This is a genomic window from uncultured Pseudoflavonifractor sp., from assembly GCF_944387275.1.
Taxonomy (GTDB): Bacteria; Bacillota; Clostridia; order Oscillospirales; family Oscillospiraceae; genus Pseudoflavonifractor; species Pseudoflavonifractor intestinihominis.
The window spans coordinates 38,350-57,726 of the sequence record NZ_CALXEG010000002.1 but is presented as its reverse complement, the minus strand read 5'-3'; the positions used below and the strand labels follow the sequence as shown (position 1 = coordinate 57,726).

Annotated in this window: 10 protein-coding genes; 3 read left to right on the top strand and 7 right to left on the bottom strand. The window is 61.4% G+C overall.

Annotated features, from left to right (window positions below):
• Window positions 1-16 precede the first annotated feature (16 nt).
• The gene (locus tag Q0K23_RS00975; RefSeq protein WP_367179027.1) at window positions 17-4,786 is read right to left on the bottom strand and encodes a family 20 glycosylhydrolase; all 4,770 of its coding nucleotides are present in this window, start codon (window positions 4,784-4,786) and stop codon (window positions 17-19) included.
• Window positions 4,787-5,392: 606 nt separating this feature from the next.
• Here Q0K23_RS00975 and Q0K23_RS00965 point away from each other — a divergent pair.
• Window positions 5,393-7,687 (top strand): S-layer homology domain-containing protein, encoded by a 2,295-nt coding sequence (locus Q0K23_RS00965; protein WP_294516767.1) that lies wholly within the window; start codon window positions 5,393-5,395, stop codon window positions 7,685-7,687.
• Between the two features lie 81 nt (window positions 7,688-7,768).
• Here Q0K23_RS00965 and Q0K23_RS00960 read toward each other — a convergent pair whose 3' ends face one another.
• The 6 genes from Q0K23_RS00960 to Q0K23_RS00935 form a co-directional block, all read right to left on the bottom strand.
• The gene (locus tag Q0K23_RS00960) at window positions 7,769-9,556 is read right to left on the bottom strand and encodes an ABC transporter ATP-binding protein (protein WP_294516765.1); all 1,788 of its coding nucleotides are present in this window, start codon (window positions 9,554-9,556) and stop codon (window positions 7,769-7,771) included.
• 167 nt (window positions 9,557-9,723) lie between these two features.
• Window positions 9,724-11,160 carry a hypothetical protein gene (locus tag Q0K23_RS00955; RefSeq protein ID WP_294516763.1) on the bottom strand — a complete coding sequence of 479 codons (1,437 nt, stop codon included), beginning with the start codon at window positions 11,158-11,160 and terminating at the stop codon, window positions 9,724-9,726.
• A 12-nt stretch (window positions 11,161-11,172) separates the two neighbouring features.
• Window positions 11,173-12,600 (bottom strand): MBOAT family protein, encoded by a 1,428-nt coding sequence (locus tag Q0K23_RS00950; protein WP_294516761.1) that lies wholly within the window; start codon window positions 12,598-12,600, stop codon window positions 11,173-11,175.
• Window positions 12,597-12,842, bottom strand: coding sequence for a hypothetical protein (locus Q0K23_RS00945; RefSeq protein ID WP_294516759.1), 246 nt, complete (start codon window positions 12,840-12,842; stop codon window positions 12,597-12,599). Before Q0K23_RS00945 ends, Q0K23_RS00950 begins: the two co-directional genes overlap by 4 nt.
• Window positions 12,839-14,626, bottom strand: coding sequence for a hypothetical protein (locus tag Q0K23_RS00940; RefSeq protein ID WP_294516757.1), 1,788 nt, complete (start codon window positions 14,624-14,626; stop codon window positions 12,839-12,841). The genes Q0K23_RS00945 and Q0K23_RS00940 overlap by 4 nt, the downstream gene beginning before the upstream one ends.
• 22 nt (window positions 14,627-14,648) lie before the next feature.
• Window positions 14,649-15,392 (bottom strand): DeoR/GlpR family DNA-binding transcription regulator, encoded by a 744-nt coding sequence (locus tag Q0K23_RS00935; protein WP_294516755.1) that lies wholly within the window; start codon window positions 15,390-15,392, stop codon window positions 14,649-14,651.
• Window positions 15,393-15,679: 287 nt separating this feature from the next.
• On the opposite strand from Q0K23_RS00935, the gene Q0K23_RS00930 reads away from it, so the two are divergent.
• Complete coding sequence (locus tag Q0K23_RS00930; RefSeq protein WP_294516752.1) at window positions 15,680-18,814, top strand: glycoside hydrolase family 3 C-terminal domain-containing protein; 3,135 nt, start codon at window positions 15,680-15,682, stop codon at window positions 18,812-18,814.
• A 2-nt stretch (window positions 18,815-18,816) separates the two neighbouring features.
• Window positions 18,817-19,293 carry a hypothetical protein gene (locus tag Q0K23_RS00925; RefSeq protein ID WP_294516750.1) on the top strand — a complete coding sequence of 159 codons (477 nt, stop codon included), beginning with the start codon at window positions 18,817-18,819 and terminating at the stop codon, window positions 19,291-19,293.
• The last annotated feature ends 84 nt before the right edge of the window (window positions 19,294-19,377 follow it).

Here is a 19,377-nt window from a genome sequence, read left to right as displayed (position 1 = left end):
ACTGCACACCCCTTTCTTAAGAACCGCTTACAAGCTTGAGGTTGGTCAGGGACAGGATTCCATCGCCCGAGGCGGTAATGGTAATCTTTTCGTTAGGCTGTACGCCATCCAGCAGGTAATACATCTCCGCTGCGGAGGTAATCTTGTACGGCTCCTTGCCATTCACAGTGAAGGTCATGCTGTCGCCGGACACCAGCTTGGCGCCGATCTGGACGATGGAGCCGCCCTCAGGCACGGTAAAGGTGATCTGATCGCCGGCCTTCAGATAGACCTCGTTGTTGGGACCCACGTTGGCGTAGTCAGCAGCGCTGTTTGTAGACGCACCAAGCGTATCTACATAAACGCTGTTGCTCTGATCCCACGCTCCGTCATACAGAAGGATGTTGCGGATCTCGCTGTAGGTCACATTACCCTCGTTATCCTGAGTGTAATTGGGATAATCGCCGATGGGCTTGTAGATACGGACGCCGTCCAGGACAAAGGTAGACTCCTTGTCCCCATTCCAGTCAGAGCTGCTCAGGTGCCCCGCTGTAACCGTAACGGTATAGTTGCCCAGCGCAAGGTCATCTACTTTCAGGACAGGCACCTGGTAGAGCGCGCCGCCGTTCGCATAGTAGCAGTCCACAAAGTAGTAGTTATTAATCTCTCCGCCCTCCACGTGGACCGTGATGCAGCCGGAGGTGGCGTCGGTCATGCTGACCAACTGGAAGCCGGTGCCGTGGAAGCTGAAGGAAGCCGTAGCGGTTTCGCCGCTTTTCAGCGTAACCTTGTGGGCGCTGCCGCCGCTGTAAGTAGTATCCGTGGCATAAGCAGCATCATATCCGTAGACAGCCTTATCACCCAGCGCGCTGGTGGTCTGAGTGCGACCGGTAATGGTGGTACCAACAGTCTCCCAGCCCTTGCCATACTCAATGGCTCCGAAGGTATCCTCATAGTACACCGTGGAGGCGGGAATGAAGTCCACAGTGACCTCCTGGGTGTTGGTACCGCCCGACGTGTCCTTATATGTCAGGGTCAGGGGGACAGTGGCTGTGTCGTTCAAAATACCCTTGGGCGTCACAGTCAGCGTTTGACTGGCCAGGTCGGCCGCCACACTCATATCAGCAGTGCCGCCGCTGACCGACTGAAGGCCATTCGTCTCGATGCTCAGCGCCGCAAAATCAATTTCCACCGGCAGGCCGTAGTCCACCACGAACTGATACTGAGAAGCCAGACGGTTATAGTAGAGAGTCAGCGTCTTACCATCCTCAGAAATCTCCGCGCGGACATAATTATATCGTGCCGGCAGGTTTAGGTCGGGAATGGTGGCCAAATTCTTGTTGAAGGTCTGGTGGACGTTAGAGCTGTTGACAATGTAGGCATCGTCACGCAGTTCAATCTTGCCGGGATCATGAGGGAGCTCATCAGAACCGTTCACCAGGCTGTTGAGGAAGGTCACAGGCTCCTCAGCGGTCTCGGAGACCACAACATCGAAGCCATAGAGCAGAGTCTTGGACGCGTCGTCCACTCGATACTCCACCTTCAGGTTGCTCTCTCGCTTCACAGGCTCCAGGTAGATGAGAACCAGCTTGGCAGTGCTCTTGGCGGGCCAGGTGATGTTGCTGACTTTGCCGTTCACCATGGGCGCGCCGCCCATGTCCTCGCTCCAGACCTCTCTCTCGACAAACCGGCCATTCTCTTTATTCCAGGTGATGGTGTCGTCGTCATACCATACGTTCTCGTTTCGATATCCCCCCCATCCTCGGTCATCGCGCTCGCCGTCGACAACCGTGATACGGGTGACGGTATACTCCGAGTTATTGAGGGGGGCGATGATGCCGATGTCCCGGCCCGCCCAGTAGTTGAAAATGGTGGTGGAATTGAGGTAGATGTCCCCCTCTGCGGGGCTGAGGCTGCCGTCGGGATAGACCACAGCCACCGACAGGGCCACCTGGCCTGTCCTGCCCCCATGGCCATCATCCGAAGTATCCGGAGTACCCCCGGGAGTATTGGGATCATAGCCCCAGTCCTTCATAGCGGTGGTAATCTCTTTGGTGATATCCGTGTGCCGCATGTAGTAGGTGACCACCTGGTCGCCACTGACAAACCAGTTCCAGAGGCCGTTCTCGTCCATGTACTGCCAGGCGCCGTTGTGATAGCGCACCCGGGTGATGACGGTGCCGTCGGCGGTCTCATCGTCGCCGCCGTCGCCGGTCTGGTGATTATTGCGGTCGAGACGCATGCTCTGCCAGTAATGCAGCTCCACCCAGCCGTCGTAGTTGGAGTAGGCCGTCTCGGGAGAGACTTCCGTCAGCGCCACGCCGTCGTTGCCGCCGGCTGCGGAGCTGGAGATGGTGGTGGAGCTATTCGCCCCATCGTTAGCCTCCTCGCGCACCATGCTGTTGGTAATCCACCACTCAACCTCGAGGCTGTTGCCACGCAGAGCATTGGACGGCGGATTCTCGGACTGCTTGTATGTAAAGGTCACGGTATTCGGGCCGGAGGGCGTTACAGTGATGGTCTGCTCAGAAGGGGGAACCACGTCATAGCCCTCAACAGAGGGAGCCCCGATGGTGGCAGAGCCCGCGGGATAGTACTCAGTGGAAGGCTCTCCAATCTGTATACCGTCCTCTGTCTCGCAGATGATGGTCACAGGGTAGGTGGGCTCAGCCAGCTTGTAGAGATAGACCTGGCTGTTACCAGAGGTATTTCCCGCGCCGAAACTGTTACCGGAGGTGTCCAGATAGACGTCCGTAGTATGAGTATCGAACCATCCCTCATATTCCAGTTTTTCCGTACCGTGAATATTCCACGCGTTATCGTAGAAGCTGACGTAGAAGCGGTCGACACCATCGCCGACAGCATTCAGAGAGAAATTCCAGCGCAAGCCAAAGCTACCTGTAATACCGAGGGTGCTGCTCCCGTTGGTGATGGCAAAGCCGCTGGAATTGTCGCCGGCGAAGGTCCACAGAAGCCCCTCATTCTGCTCATCCAGAGGAATCATACCGTCCTCATTAGGATAGACCTCCCAAGAGCCGCCATCGGCGGTCATCGCGTAGTAATGGGTAGTAGAGCTACCCCAAGAACGTTCTGTATACTGACGGACAATCAGGTACCGCCCTTCCTCCATCGTACCGGTGAACTGCTCATAGTCCCCGGCGACAGAGGAGGCCGCCAGCGCAGAGGCGTCGTAGACGCCCACGGTGGAGAAATGGGGGGCGGTAAAGGTAAAGTCCGCGCCGCTGCGCTGGCCTTCAACCGGGGTCACGGAACCATCCTGCTCCAGCACAAAGCCCATCAGGGCCTCCGCATTCTCCAGCCCAGTGCCCGCCAGGGGGATGGTGACCTCCGCAGAGCCTGTGTATCCGCCGCCGTTGAGGGTGACATTATAGGCCACATAGGGGACTTCCGCCAGAGCGGGAACTTCCGCCTTCTCCACCGCAATGCCGGTCAGGCCGGGCGCCGTGACCGCCACGCCGGTGGCCTCATCCTTCACCTCAGTGCTGGGCACATCGGTGTTGATGGTACCATCGGCGTTAAAGCCGCCGGGAATCACAGCGGTATCCACGGTGCCCGCGCTCACTTTCTGGTCCTGCATACGGGCCGCCATAATGCGCAGAGGCACACGAACCTTCTCTGCTACCTTCTGCTCAGTCTCATCATTGGGATAATCGCTCCAGATGCAGAACATGGAGCCCACCGGATCGGAGATATTGCTCCCTCCAGCAAATGTGTTGTTATCAAAATCATATCGGTATGTATCGCTGCTGTCCCAACTGTCTTCTTTCCCCAGGACGTAATAATAATCGCCGTGGGTGTTGATGAGCTGATATCCCTTCACCTCCAACGTAGATGCCTCTGCCAAATCATAGGCGTAACCCCACCCAGAGGACCAGTAACAGACCTGGATATCAGTGCTGGGCGCGTAGGCAGTATCATTGTTATAGCAGAAGCTGTCGTTGAAGGCCCGGGGGGTCATGCCAGCTTTTTCTACAATAACCGCCAGATCGTTGATGTACTCGATCAGCTTGCTATAAACCTCTCGTTGATTGTAATAAATATAGTTCAGTCCCATGACAGGACTATATTCCGTACCGAGATCATTGGCAAACTCATCGGCGCCGATGTTGAAGGTCTTGCAGCCCTGCTTTGCAAACCACTCGGCGTAAGCTCTCACCACACCCTCAGCAAAGCGCACCGCCTCGTCGTTTTCAAGATTGATGGTGCTCTCGCTGGTTCTGCCCAGATTATCCATCCACTGGTACTGCGAATACACACTCAAAATAGCGCCCATGTGACCGGGGCTGTTCAGCAGCGGGACGATCTCAATATTCTTACTCTGGGCATAGTCAATGATCTCCGCCATTTCATCTGCGGTGATATATCCATCCTGGCTCAGAGCCTTGGTAAGATCCACGGTCTTGCTGTTATAGACCTGAACTTCCTTGTACTGGGGCTTAGGCTCCGCCTCGCTGCTCCCGGCGGGCTCGGAAGTCTGGGCAGCATCCGCCTCGCCAGTGCCCTCTTCGGGCTGGGCGGCGTCAGAAGCCTGAGGCAGAGCGGATTCCGTCACACCAGTGTCGCCAGCCGCAGCCGCGTCCGTCTCAGAAGACTGCGTCTCCTCGGCTTCCACTTCCATCAGGACGGTCTCATAGCCGCCCACTTCGATCTGCATCTGATCTTCAGGCAGAGAGAACCGGAAGCCCTCATTATTAGAGAAGTCCAGCTCCAGTTCCGTATATCCCAGAGCAGAAATCTCGTTGATGAGTGCCTTGATCCACTCGGGGCTGAAGTACTTCCGGCCCATGTCCAGGTGGACGATACGGTCAAAAGTACTTTCCGTGGTCGTGCTGGCCGAAGCAGCAGCTGAATCTCCAGCCGAAGCGTTGACCATGGGCGCCATGCCGAAGATCATCGCCAGGCTGAGGACCAGAGCAACCGCTTTGGCTGCGCCCTTACGCACTGCTTTCTTCATAATTATTCTCCTCCCTTGCAAAACAGTTGCCCCGCAAGGCCGGCTTCCGGCGTCACCGTCGATACAGGGGTCTGGCTGCAAACCATCAGGCACGTTCCGACGCTTCCGCCGAAAACACACCTATTTTTGGCTAGTATAGCATAGGCGGCCGCTAAATTCAAGAATCTTCCTTTATTCTTTCGGATATTTTTTAACAAGTGGTCCCCCTTTTTTATTTATTCACCCGCATTTTTGCAATGTTTCGCGCATATGTAACCAAAAAGCGTCATATATCACTCACAAACTAATTTTGGAATTTTCCCCTTCCTGTGGGTGATTTTTTATTGCCGTTTCCTTTTAACTATGCTATAATTTGTCGTGTGTTATAGCATGAGGCGCGCAGATTCTCCGGCTGTCTGTCGCGCTGTTTTATGCAAATTGCAAACGGAGGTATGACCTATGCGTATGCGCAAATTCCTGGCCGCGGCGCTGGCTGTCGTCATGCTGATCGGCATGCTCCCCGCCGCCTCTGCCACGGTAACCAACCCGCCTGCCAACACCGAGAACGGCATCACCCTGGGCAAGCAGGCCAGCGAGCTGGCCGGCAGCGACACCACCATCACCCTGGATGTGGTGGCCAACACCAACGCCAACCCCATCGCCATCCAGTTCGTGCTGGACGCCACCCAGAGCCTCTTCCTCAGCGAGGATAACAAGACCTACGTGGAGAACTGGGCCAACGCCCTCAAGTTCATGGCCGACAAGAACATCTACGCCGGCCTGACCATCTTCACCACCACCGCCCAGACCGTGGTGGAGCCCCAGCTGCTGACCAGCAGCTCCGAGGCCGCCCTCTCCGGCGTGGAGGATGAGTGTGCCGCCTTTGTTCTGGCCTCTGACCACGGCACCAACGTCCAGGCCGGTATCCGGGAGGGCCTGAGCGCCCTCAACAGCCTGTCCACCGACACCGTGGCCGCTGACAAGCGCTATCTGGTGCTCATCACCGACGGCGGCAGCTTCTACTGGCTGGACGACAACGGCAGCGCTGTGAACAACTCCTACTACAAGGCCGACGGCACCACCGCCACCATGGCCAACAGCGACGCCGCCGAGGGCGGCTACCAGGCCCTGACCGACCTGGACGACCTGCTGGCCCTGAACCTGTCCGCCGCCCCCAAGACCTACGGCAGCGCCTCCGCCAGCGAGCCTCTGCCCGCCGCTGTCCAGGCCGTCAAGGACGACGCCAACGCCTACACCAACTTCGAGACCGGCGTCTACTTCGCCGCCAAGGAGCTGGACAAGGTGGCGGAGGCCGGCGTGAAACTGGTCACCGTGGGCTATCCTTATTATGAGGACGACGCCAATGTCAGCGCCCTGTCCACGCTGGCCGCTCAGTTCATCGATTACGCCCAGAGCAAGAGCGTGACCGGCGGCGCCTTTGACGCCACCCTGGACAACACCGCCTCCCAGCTGGACAACATCATCAGCGCCATGTACGGCCAGTCCGCCAACGTGGCGGTCCCCGCCGGCAGCGTCATCACCGACGTGCTGGGCTACAGCTCCTCCGACGGCTACAACTTCGATCTGGCCACCGACAAGGCCATCCGTGTCAGCCTGACCAACGCCAACGGCACCAACGAGGGCGGTCTGTACTGGGAGAGCCAGACCCTGGGCGACAAGGACAGCCTGGTCTTCCACACCGACGACGGCGCTGAGTTCCTCACGCTCAATTACACCAAGGCCTCTGACGGCACCGAGCAGTTCACCCTCACCCTGCACCAGGACCTGCTCCGCGGCCAGAAGCTGTCCATCACCTACTCCGCCAGACTGGTGGGCCACATGGGCTTTGCCGGCACCTACATCGCCTACCCCAACGTGGAGGCTTATCTGACCCCCAAGGACAGTGAGTCCAAGCTGTACTTCCCCCGTCCCTCCGTGACCTACACCGTCATCGGCGGTGACGACGGCGAGACCGACATTGACGACCCCGACGTCCCCCTGGGCCCCGGTCCTGACCTGAACACCACCGATCACTTCGCCTACATCATCGGCCGTGACGACGGTCTGGTCCACCCCCTGGCCTCCATCACCCGCGCCGAGGTGGCCACCATCTTCTTCCGCATGCTCACCGACCAGTCCCGCGCCATGCTCTGGAGCACCAACAGCGGCTATGTCGACACTGACAGCAGCGACTGGTTCAACAACGCCGCCGCCACCCTGACCAACGCCGGCATCATCACCGGCAAGCCCGGCGGTCTCTTCGACCCCGACGCCCCCATCACCCGCGCCGAGTTCGCCACCATCGCGGTCCGCTTCTTCGGCGGTACCTATGAGGGCGAGGACATCTTCCCCGACATCGCCGGCCACTGGGCCAACCAGTACATCAACCGCGCCGCCGTCCTGGGCATCATTGAGGGCCGCGGCGACGGCACCTTCGATCCCGACGCCTACATCACCCGTGCCGAGGCCATGACCATCGTCAACCGCACCCTGGGCCGCGCTCCCTCCACGGAGAACATGCTGCCCGGCATGATCACCTGGCCCGACAACATGGATACCAGCGTCTGGTACTATGCGGCCGTTCAGGAGGCCACCAACTCCCACGACTATGAGTTCATCACCGTGGATGGCGCTCAGGTCGAGTCCTGGACCGAACTCCTGCCCGTCCGCGACTGGGCCGCTCTGGAGCGCGCCTGGTCCACCGCCAACTCCGCCCCCGATCCCAACGGCGGCGAGGTCGCCGGCGATCAGTAATAACGCCCAACAGCAAACGGTCCCCTGTGAATCTCGGATTCACAGGGGACCGTTTTTTATATTCTGCCTCCGGAAAATAGATCAGAAATCCATGGCCATGCGGCCCGACTCCTCCCGGCCCAGCTCGGTCACCCGGGTGTCCATCACCCGGTAGACCCGCTGGCACAGGCTGAGCACGCTGGGCCGGTGGGTGGTGACGATACAGGTCTTGCCTCTGCCGCAGCCCGCGATATTGCGCAGCACAGCCCGCTCGGTGGCCACGTCCAGAGCCGAGGTGGCCTCATCCAGCAGGAGGATGGGCGCGTCCCGCAGCATGGCCCGGGCCAGGGCCAGCCGCTGGGCCTGGCCCTCGGACAGGCCCTTTCCCCGCTCCCCCACCGGACTGTTGATCTGCTCCGGCAGCTTCTCCACAAACTCCCAGGCGCAGGCCAGCTTCAGCGCCTCGATGATCTCCTCATCGGTGGCCGTCTCCTTCACCAGGCGCATATTCTCCGCCACCGTACCGGAGAATATGGTGTTGCCCTGGGGCACATAGGCGAAGAGCCGCCGGGTCTCCGCATTGGCAGGCACCTCCCGGCCGTCGCAGTCCCGGAGCACCACGCTCCCCTCTCCCGGGCACACCAGGCCCAGGATCAGGCGGATCAGGGTGGTCTTGCCCTCGCCGGAGGGACCCACCAGGGCCACAATCTCCCCCGGTGCGGCGTGGAAGGCCGAATCGGTGATGACCTGGTCCCCCTCCCGGTAGGAGAAGGTCACATGCTCCATGCGCACCTCAAAGCTCCCGCCGCCGTGGACATCCAGCTTGCCGCTCTCCGGGAGGTGCACCTCCCGGGGCAGCTCCGCCAGCTCCCGGATCCGATGGGCCGAGACCGAGCTGCTGAGAAAGCTGGGAACGATGCCCACCAGATTGGTGAAGGCTGTGGACAGCTCATTGCGCTGCTGGAGGAAGAGGGTCATGGTGCCATATGTAATGCCGCCGCCCCACAGGCGGAACAGGCAGTACCCGAAGGCCACGAACTGGACCACGATCCCCAGCAGCGACATGAGCGCGCCGCTCTTGATGGAGAACAGGTTGTACTTCAGGCTGATGTCCCTGAACCTGGCCTGCCACCAGCGGATCTTGCCGCTGTAGTGGGGGCCAACGCCAAAGGATTTGATGGTGTCGAAGTTGCTGACCGCCTCCACTTCAAAGGCCATCAGGTCGCTGCTGGCCTCCCGCACCTGCCGGTTGTACTCCCGCTGCCGCCGCACCAGCAGCCGCCCCGCCAGCAGCAGGAAGGGCGCGCTGCCCAGGGCGATGAGGGCCATGGCCCAGTCGTAGTAGAACAGCACCAGAAAGGTGGCCACAAACTGGTACACCGCGATGATCACGCTGGGCAGCCACTTGATGGCGTTGCTGCTCACCGTGCTCACATCCCCGTTGAAGCGGTTGAGGATGTCGCCGCTGGTGTACCGGCTCAGGGACAGCCAGTCCGCGTCCATGATCTGGTCAAAGATGTCGGCCCGGATATCGTTGTCAATGTCCAGGGCCAGCCTGGTGGACACCCGGCTGATGACGCTGGTGAACAGCAAACTGATGAGGGTACTGCCCACCATGATGAGGATCACCAGCCACAGCTTGCTGGTCTCATAGCCGGTGATGACATCGATGGCGTACTTTCCCGCCACGCTGCTCACCAGCCCCAGGGACGTGCTGAGGATGCCCATCAGGATATAGAACACGATGGCCCCCTTGTACCGGGCGCTGTACCCGAATATCCACTTCCAGTCCTCCAGGATCTCGGAAAAGGTGCCGTCCTTCCACTTTCTCTTTAAAACATTCAGGGATTCGAAGGGGCTCTCCCCCAAATCCCGCTTTTTTCCCGCCATAGTTTTCCTCCCGGTCTGGTCTGCCGTACAGCGTCCGCAGACTCCGGCGCGGAACGCCTGTTTTTTCAACATTATACTATGTCCCGGCGGGTTGGAAAAGAGAATTCCGGTTTTTTCCTGTCTCAAGGCTGAAAAAGGGCGGGAGCTGTATGCTCCCGCCCTGTCCCTTATCCCTCCGTAGGCTGAATCCAGGGGGCGTATGTCTGCCAGAAGTAGTCCCGGCGGTACCGGTCCAGGGCCCCCTCCGGCACGCAGATGAAAAAGTCCGCCCCGTCCCGCAGGCCGTCCCCTGCCACATAGGCCGCCGGGTCCTCACCGGTGAGAATCAGGCGCTCCAGGGCCGTACAGCCGGAGAACATACCGTCGTACAGAATCCCAATATTGGGCTGAACCGTAATTTCATGGATTCTGGTATTTTCTTCAAGCAATGTTTCGTCCATCCCCACCACCGGCTCTCCCTCATAGCTGCCCGGCAGGGTGAGGGATTGGGCGGCCTGTCCCTCCGCCGTCAGACCGGACAAAATCCAGCCTTCCTCTGTATGCCGGTAGGTGAAGAGGGCGGCATCCGTGCTGTCCGCCGCCAGAGCCGACGCCCCCGCGGCGGGCATGGCTGGCAGGGAAATCTCCGTGGGGGAGGTGTCCTTCAGATAGACCTTCAGGTCCTCAATGAGCAGCTTGGTGAACACCGTGGCGCCGCTGGCGTTGAGGTGGAAGTTGGTGTCGTAGAACCAGCCGCTGTCCAGGATACAGCGGTTTGGGTCCCCCAGGATTGGGAACAGAAGCTGTCCGTCCAGGTAGTCGTAGTAGGTATCCACCGCTGTCTGGTCGGTGTCCGGCTCCAGGGCGGCGGCGTTCATGGGCGGGAAGTGGTAGACCACCTTGGCCCCCTTGGCCACCACCGCCCGGGCGAAGTCGTTGAGGGCGTCGACAAAGTCCTCCGCAATGACGTCCCGGGAGAAGGAGATGAGGTCGTTGGGGTTGTACCCTCCGGACATGATGTTGGCTGTCCGGTCCGGGTAAATGATATCGCCGTACCCGTCAAAGGAGGACCGGGCATACACCCCCTCCGGCTCCGGGGACCCGAATAGGGTATACCACAGCTTTTTCCCCGCAAAGGCGGGGAAGGATGCGGCCAGGGACTCGTACCGGCTGGAGTGGACGGCGGGCAGCAGATCAAAGGCGCCGTCCGCCGCCTGCCAGGCCAGCTCGCCAGAGAAATAGCAGGATAGGGTCTGGGCGCTCTGTTCCGGGGCGATGATGAAGATGTCGCCCGCCCTGGCCTGGGTCTGGGCCCAGTCCAGCATGACCACCGTGCCCATGCCGGCGTACATGCCGAAGTCCACCACCTGATAGCCGGGGAGGTACTCCTCCACCAGGCCGCTCTTCAGAGCGAAGGGCACGCTGCTGCCCCCCACCACGACGATGCGGTGCCCCTCTGTGTCCTCCAGCCGCTCCATCTTGTACTTCATCTCGCCCAGAAAGGTATCCCCGTACTGGGGCGGCAGGGCGAAGCCGAAGAGGAGCAGCAGCCCGGCCAGCAGGCACAGCGCCGCCGCCAGCAGGCCGCAGAGGGCCGCCGGGGAGGGCGTTTTTCGCTGTTTCATGGCATCCTCCCCCTAGAACTGAAAGTAGATGAAGGCAGTTGCCCCGTGCTCTGTCAGCACCAGGCAGCGGCAGGCCACAATGGCGACGGCCAGCAGGAAGTAGAGCAGAGGGACGGCATACCGCCCCTTTGTTCTGTTTTTCTCCACCTCCAGGGCGGGCAGCCGCTCCAGCATGGGCAGCAGGAGCACCAGCAGGCAGGCCAGTATCAGCTCCACCCTGCCCATCCCCAGCCCGGTCAGGGCGTTGGGGAGGCGGAAGTCGGTGAAGATGGCTCGGAGGATGAACACGGCCTGGGACAGGTCGGCCGAGCGGAAAAACACCCACGCAAAGCACACCAGCACCAGGGTCACCGCCCGGTGGAGTCCCCGGCCCAGGGACGAGGTGAGCTGCCGCCGGCCCAGCATCAGGGTCTCCGCCACCAGGAACGCTCCGTGGAGCCCGCCCCACACCACAAAGGTCAGGTTGGCCCCGTGCCACAGGCCGCTGACCAGAAAGACCGCCAGGATGTTGACGCACTGCCGGGCCAGCCCCCGGCGGCTGCCGCCCAGGGGGATGTACAGATAGTCGGTGAACCAGCGGGTCAGGCTGATGTGCCACCGCCGCCAGAAGTCCCGGATCGAGGAGGCGGCGTAGGGCTGCCGGAAGTTCTCGGTGAGCCGGATGCCCATGAGCCGGGCACAGCCCATGGCGATGTCGGAGTAGCCGGAGAAGTCACAGTAAATTTGCAGGGCAAAGAGCACGGTGGCCAGTACCATGGCCCCGCCCCCTGCCCCGGCGGCGTCCCCGTAGGCTGTATCCACGAAGGAAGCCAGGAAGTCGGAGATGAGCACCTTTTTGCCGTACCCCCGCACCAGAAACCGGACGCCCTGGGCGATGTCCTCCTGCTCCAGGGGGTTGGGGGCCTTCAGCTGGGGCAGCAGGTCCCCGGGGCGCTCAATGGGTCCGGCCACCAGCTGGGGGAAGAAGGAGACGAACAGGGCGTAGTATCCCAGGTGGCGCTCCGCCCGGATGGTGCCCCGATAGACGTCAAAGGTGTAGGACATGGTCTGGAACACATAGAAGGAGATGCCCATGGGCAGCAGCAGGTGGAAGCCGGTAAAGCCGCTCTCCACCCCGAACAGGCGCAGCAGGGAGAACGCGCCCCCCAGGGCAAAGTCCAGATATTTGAAGAGAAAGAGAATGCCCAGACACACCGCTGCGTCCAGGGCCACCGCCCGGCGCTTCTGCTTTCTAGTCTCCGCCCTCTCAATGCGCAGGGCGCTGCCGTAGGACACCAGGGTGGTGAGCAAGATCAGGCTGAGCAGCCAGGGGCTGTGGCAGGCGTAGAAGAAATAGGAGGCGGGCAGGAGCACCATCCACCGCTGCCGCCATGGGGTGAGCCGGTAGAGGGCCAGCACCGCCGGGAGAAAGAGGAGAAAGCCGGGGGACACAAAGCTCATTTCTTCTCCCCCCTTGCCACAGTCAGAAAGCAGGTGAGGGCCGGGAGGAGCAGCAGGAGCAGGATCTCCTCATAGGGCACCGAGCAGGCCAGCGCGGCCACCGCCATGGCCCCCACGGACACCGCCGCCAGCGCTGCCGCCGCCCCGCCGCCCCGGCGGAGCAGCCCGGCCAGTGCCGTCAATACCAGGGACAGTGCCAGCAGAATGGGGATCAGGGGGTACTGGAGAAAGACAAGGTTCATGCTCCTCCCTCCAGTGCCCGGCGCAGGTCCTCAATGACCCGGGCGGTGTGGATTTGAGCCCCCTCGGTGCTGAGGTGGTTGTCGGTGGCGTAAAAGTACAGCGGGTCCATGAGGGAGGACTGGATGTCGGAGATGACCGGGGCGTGGAGCTTCTGCCGGAACAGGGCGTCCAGCTCGGTGATGGACACCTCGGTGCTGTCCTCCGAGATGCTGGTGCGGCTGCGGGGGGAGTAGGTGAAGTACACCGACACGCCCTTGGCAGCAAAGCTGTCGTACATGGCGTTGATGCCCTGCCAGTCGGCCTCGGTGATGTGGCTGGCGTTATAGAAGGCCCGCTTGATGCCGAAATTCTCCCCGGACAGGTTGTTCTCCCGGTAGAGGATGTAGTCCCCGTAGCGGTTATAGGTGGCCTGCTCCTGCCGGTTGCCGTCCTCGTCGTACAGGGCGGGGGAATCGGCGTAGGACCGGGGCTCCATGTCCGCCCGGGCGGCCTGGAAGGCCCCGAAGGCCCCCCAAAGGTTCGTAAATTCCCGGCAGTCCAGCAGGGAGAGCAGGTCGTAGTTGGATTCTGTCATGCAGAAGGTCTCCTTGTCCAGGGCGGTGCTGCCGCAGAACTGCTGCCCGATGGCGTCCAGCTCGGGGGAGTGGAGGAGGATATCCCCCTCCTTCATGTAGTGGAGGACGATCCTGGCCTGGGGTAGCATGTTGGCATAGGCGTACACCCCCATGTTCACCACCTCGTAGTCGGGAAATGCCTCAGCGAGCATGGGACTGTCGTACCCGAACCGGGCGGAGGAGCCGCAGAAGAGCACCAGCTTGTCCTCCTCCGCCACCGACCGGAGGTAGTCCGCCTTGTCGGGGAAGGTGTCGAAGTAGGTGCCGCTGTAGACCGGGTCTTTCACCGCGTTGAGGTGGAGACGGGTGATGGTGTAGTCCCCGAAGGAGGCCTTGTCCATCTGCTCCAGGGTATCAAAGAGATAGAGGTGTTCCGCCGTCAGGGCGGAAAAAGCCCCGGGTTCCACGGCGGTCAGGGTGGGCGGCAGGGCCACGGTATCCGCCGTCACGGCCCCAAAGGCCCCGGCGGCGATGGCGGTGACGGGCAGGCCGCCCAGGGTCTCAGGGATGACCAGGTCGCCTTCCCTGCCGTCATAGCCGGTGATGACGGCGCCGCCGTCCCGCTCGGTCCAGGTGAAGGCCTCCTCCGGCGTACAGGGTAGCCACTTGGGATAGAGAGTCAAGGTCTCTTCCCCGTCCTCCCGGGCCCCCCGGCTGCCGAAGCCGATATGGACGCCGCTGCCGTCGGGCGCTGTGTTCCAGCCCACGGCCAGAAAGCCCTCTCTTGAAAATTGTCCCCGCCAGGGCAGGGTATTGGGGGACAGGCGGGGGCTGTCCTCCTGGACGGTGATGGTCTCCCCCTGCCCTTCTCCGGCGGTGTAGACCGTGGTGAGGGCGGGGGATGTGGTCAGCCGCACCACCGCAGGGTAGCGGACGTCGTGGAGGATAAGGTCGTAATAGTCGTAGCTGGCGGAATAGCCGGTCTTGGCGGACACGGTATACCGGTCAAAGCTGACCGTGGCGATCCGGCGGCCGGCGGGCACGCCCACCGTCACCGTCACATCCCCGCCCCGGGGCGTCTCATAGATCTGGTTGTAGAAAAACAGCTCCGGGTCGTCCTCAAAGACCACCGTGCAGGTGGACGCCCCCTCCCCGGCGGACACACAGCCCGACAGGAGGAGCACAGCGGCCACCGCCGCCCACAGCCATGAAAATTTCCTGCCGCCCACGGGAAAGCCCCCTTGCATCCGGTTAATGGTTGATGATCTCCAGCCCTTCCGCCCGGAAAGGGGTCAGCACCTCATCCTCCGCGTCGGTGAAGATACAGTCGTACTTCCGCAGGCCCACAGTGCGGTAGGGGGACCGAAGGCTGAACTTGGTCTTGTCCGTGATGAGGATACACCGGTCGGACAGCTCCATGGCCGTGACCTTCAGCTCCTTCACCGGCAGGGAGTTCTCATAGGTGCCCTCCATGTCGATGGAGGCGCAGGAGCAGAGCATCAGATCGAACCGGAACCCCCGCAGGGTGTTGCAGGCCATGCTGCCGGTAAAACCGGTGTTGGCCTTCAGCTCTCCGCCGGGCATGATGACCTGCACGTCGTCCTGCTGGGCCAGCCAGGTGGCCGCCTGGATGCCGTTGGTCACCGCCACCTTGTGCCGCAGGTTCATGCGCTGCACCAGGGCCAGGCAGGTGGAGGAGTTGTCGATGAAAATGGTGTGGAAGTCGGGCAGGTGGGGCAGGGCGATGGAGGCCGTCACCTCCTTGCCGGTGGCGTTCACCTCCTGCCGGACAAAGATGGACACCTCCTCCGAGCCGTCGGCATACATGGCCCCGCCGTGGGTCCGGCGCAGCAGCCCCAGACGCTGCATCTCATTCAGGTCCCGGCGCACCGTGGCCTCGCTGACATACACCATTTTGCTCAAATCTGCAACTGTTGCGCGTTTGTGCATTTTAAGGTAGTCCAGGATCAGGTCAAAACGTTCGTTCGTATGCATAATTAAGCCCCCTGTATTTGGTCGATATTGTATCATTCGGTCATTTTGTTGTCAACGGGCTCTTGTTTTTGGAATATTATGGATACCGTTACCGGACACAGTGTCTACTTTTCCCCTCCCGTTTTGTTCATTTATGCTCATTTACGTTCAATTGCCTCAAAAAGTATGTTGTTCTTTCTACTTCTTGGATATTATCGCTAAATTGTGGACAAAAGATTACCTCAGTGTTATAATTTCTCACAACAGAACGGCCGTTAATGTTCATGCTACTATGGGGAGGAAAAATGATGAAAGCGAAACGAATTGCACCCGTCATGAGAGGCCTTTCGGCGGTCATGGCCTCCGTGCTTGCCCTGTCCGTCGTGGGCACCGGCATCGCGGAGGGCTATCGTTCAGCGCTGGACGGCTTCCTTGGCACCAGCAGCTACATTACCCTTACCGATGAGGATTCCGCCCGCTTCAAGAGCGACTACGCCACCATCGACGAGATGAAGGCCGCCGCCAAGGACATCGCCATCAAGGAGGGCGAAGAGGGCACCGTTATCATGAAGAACGACAACGATGTGCTGCCCCTGGCCTCCGACGCCACCGTGGCCCTCTTCGGCCTGGCCGCCTACGCTCCCTATCCCTACACCAGCGGCGACCACAAGGCCGGCAACGCCGACGCGGTGGACCTGGTCCAGGCCCTCACCGACGCGGGCGTGCAGATCAACGAGACGGTCAAGGACTTCTACACCAACAACATTCTCAACAAGCACACCGAGGAAGTGCCCAACCAGTGGACCGGCGAGATGGAGACCAGCGTGGCCTATGACCACATCTACGTGGCCTCCCCCGGCGACATGACCACCTATCAGATCGCCGAGGTTCCCCCCACGGAGTACGAGGCCCTGGGCGCTCCCGCCGACTGGAAGAGCCAGGTGGACAAGGACAACACCATCGGCATCTGCGTGTTCGCCCGGGGCGCCGGCGAGGGCAACACCTATATGCCCGGCTCCGCCGTCAACTACGCCGGCGAGGAGACCGGCGAGGACCCCCTGGCCCTGAGCGAGGATGAGCTGGCCGTCATCGACGTGGCCAAGGAGACCTGCTCCAAGGTCATCGTCCTCCTGAACACCGGCAACACCATGGTCATCAAGGATATCGCCGCCGGCGGCGCCCACGAGGTGGACGGCATCGCCTACATCGGCTGCCTCAACGACTACCAGTCCATCGGCGTGGTGAAGGTGCTCACCGGCCAGGTCAACGCCACCGGCGCCCTGCCCGACACCTATGTGGCCGACAACGCCTCCATCCCCGCTGTCATGAACTTCGGCGGCGGCTACTACGCCGACTACGAGATCGTGGGCAGCGACGGCGACGACCCCCGCTATCCCGGCGTGGAGATCGCCAACACCACTGCCGGCTCCTTCGGCGGCAGCGACACCTACAACGGCGGCTACTACATCGTGGAGGCCGAGGGCATCTACGTGGGCTACAAGTACTACGAGACCCGGTACTACGACTCCATTATGAACCCCGAGTCCGGCGCCAACTCCGGCGCGGGCGCCACCCAGGACAGCACCTGGGACTACAATAAGGAAGTTATCTACTCCTTCGGCCACGGTCTGAGCTATCTGGACTACACCCAGACCCTGAAGAGCGTGGACGTGGACCGCACCCCCGACGGCAACATCACCGCCGTGGTGGAGATCAAGAACAACAGCGACCAGGATGGCTATTTCCTGGCTCAGCTCTATGTCCAGCAGCCCTACACCGACTACGACAAGCAGAACAATGTGGAGAAGTCCGCGGTGATGTTCCTCAACTCCGCCAAGACCGAGGTGGCCGCCAACAGCACTGCCGAAGTCACCATCACCATCCCCACCAAGTACCTGGCCAGCTATGACTACACCAATGCCAAGACCTACATCCTGGACGCCGGTGACTACTACTTCACCGCCGCTGCCGGCGCCCACGAGGCCGTGAACAACATTCTGGCCGCCCAGGGCAAGACCACCGCCGACGGCATGGATGCCGAGGCCACCGGCAACACCCAGGTGTGGAGCCTGGGCGAGCTGGACAAGACCACCTTTGCCGTTGAGAACGGCGTGGCCGTCACCAACGTGGCCGACGACGCCGACCTGAACTACTGGACCGGCGAGGACACTGTCACCTACCTGTCCCGCAGCGACTGGGAGGGCACCTATCCCATCAACTACAACGAGGTGGCCATCACCATCGGCGACAGCCCCAAGGCCGACGAGTGGCTCGCCGAGCTCCGCGGCCAGACCTACACCATCCAGACCGACAGCCCCGCCACCGAGGGCGGCGACAAGGGCGTCCGCTTTGACACCACCAACATCCAGTACGACCAGCTGAGCGATATCAACGACCCCTTCTGGGATACCCTGGTGTCCTCCATCACCATCGACGAGGCCGTGGGCGCCGTCATCCACGGCGGCAGCCAGTCCGACGTACTGACCAACGTGGACAACCCCGTGGTCATCCAGAACGAGGGCGTCAGCGGCTTCACCGCCACCTACACCGACGAGACCACCGGTGAGACCTACCGCTTCAACGTCCACTCCCAGACCCTGCTGGGCTCCTCCTTCAACCCCGACCTGGCCTATGAGTGGGGCCGCATTGAGGGCAACTCCGGCCTGTGGCTCAAGCGCTACCACCTGTGGGGCGTGGGCCTGACCCAGCGCCGCACCCCCTACAACGGCCGTAACTACGAGTACATCTCCGAGGATCCCATGCTCACCAACCGGATGGGCTACGGCGTGCTCCAGGGCTGCGCCGACATGGGCATCATCAACGGTCCCAAGCACATGGGCTTCAACGACCAGGAGCACAACCGCGGCGGCATCTCCGCCTACATGAACGAGCAGAAGTTCCGCGAGACCGACCTGCGCTGCTTCCAGGGCGGCCTGGAGGACGCTGACGGCATGGGCGTCATGATCGCCTTCAACCGTATCGGCGCCACCAACGCCTCCCACCACGTGGGCATGCTCCAGACCATTCTCCGGGGCGAGTGGGGCTACACCGGCCTCATCTCCACCGATATGATGAACAACAAGTACTACTTTAACGCCGAGTCCATGGTCATGGCCGGTATCACCCAGGTGGCCGACTTCGCCACCGAGGACAACCACATCAACCTGGGCGAGGGCGGCGTGGACGCCACCTGGCCCTACATCTCCGTGGATACCGTCAAGAACGACTCCACTCTGGTGGAGCAGGCCAGAGAGAACCTGAAGTACCAGCTCTACACCTTCGCCAACAGCGCCATCATGAACGTGTCCACCGAGAAGGTCAACACCTGGTGGGACAACGCCCTGGCCGCCATCACCTACACCAGCGGCGCGCTGGCCGTGATCACCGGCGTGGCCTGGCTGGCCCTGACCCTGGTGCCTGAGAAGAAGAAGGAGGAGGTATAACCATGAACATCAAGAAACAGTCCGCTGGCGTTTGGGTTAACCTGATCGTCGCCATCCTGGCGCTGGCCTCTCTCATCGTCTACGGCGTGAACATCTCCAGCGCGGGCTACTTCCAGAACGCCGCCGTCAGCAGCATGACCACCTACGGCATCCCCGCCATCATCCTGCTGGTGCTGGTCATCATCCTGGCCCAGCTCAAGCTCTCCGGCGCCGCCGCCACCGTGGTGGAGATCATCTCCGGCGCCATGCGCATCGTCATCCCCGTGCTCCTCACCCTCTGCCTCATCAACCTGATCTCCGCCAGAGCCGAGGGCCTGGGCTACATCTACTTCTCCAACGCCGACGTCGCCCTGGAGGTTCAGACCCCCGAGAACCTGTCCTCCGCCACCGGCACCATCGCCAACATGATCTGCCTGGCGGTGGCCGCTGTGGCCGCCATGGTGGCCGCCTTCTTCCGCCTCAACAAGAAGGCGGACTGAGCAAAACCTACAGGCAAGCGTTGAAGGCCTGAGCAGGGTTTGAATTGCTGTGCCTGGGGAACGCACCCTGGGCACAGCAATTTC

Coding starts and splice junctions, on each gene's coding strand:
- Q0K23_RS00930 (WP_294516752.1), top strand. CDS start 15,680: ATGAAAGCGAAACGAATTGCACCCGTCATGAGAGGCCTTTCGGCGGTC.
- Q0K23_RS00975 (WP_367179027.1), bottom strand. CDS start 4,786: ATGGGCCGGAAGTACTTCAGCCCCGAGTGGATCAAGGCACTCATCAAC.
- Q0K23_RS00935 (WP_294516755.1), bottom strand. CDS start 15,392: ATGCATACGAACGAACGTTTTGACCTGATCCTGGACTACCTTAAAATG.
- Q0K23_RS00950 (WP_294516761.1), bottom strand. CDS start 12,600: ATGAGCTTTGTGTCCCCCGGCTTTCTCCTCTTTCTCCCGGCGGTGCTG.
- Q0K23_RS00945 (WP_294516759.1), bottom strand. CDS start 12,842: ATGAACCTTGTCTTTCTCCAGTACCCCCTGATCCCCATTCTGCTGGCA.
- Q0K23_RS00955 (WP_294516763.1), bottom strand. CDS start 11,160: ATGAAACAGCGAAAAACGCCCTCCCCGGCGGCCCTCTGCGGCCTGCTG.
- Q0K23_RS00965 (WP_294516767.1), top strand. CDS start 5,393: ATGCGTATGCGCAAATTCCTGGCCGCGGCGCTGGCTGTCGTCATGCTG.
- Q0K23_RS00925 (WP_294516750.1), top strand. CDS start 18,817: ATGAACATCAAGAAACAGTCCGCTGGCGTTTGGGTTAACCTGATCGTC.
- Q0K23_RS00960 (WP_294516765.1), bottom strand. CDS start 9,556: ATGGCGGGAAAAAAGCGGGATTTGGGGGAGAGCCCCTTCGAATCCCTG.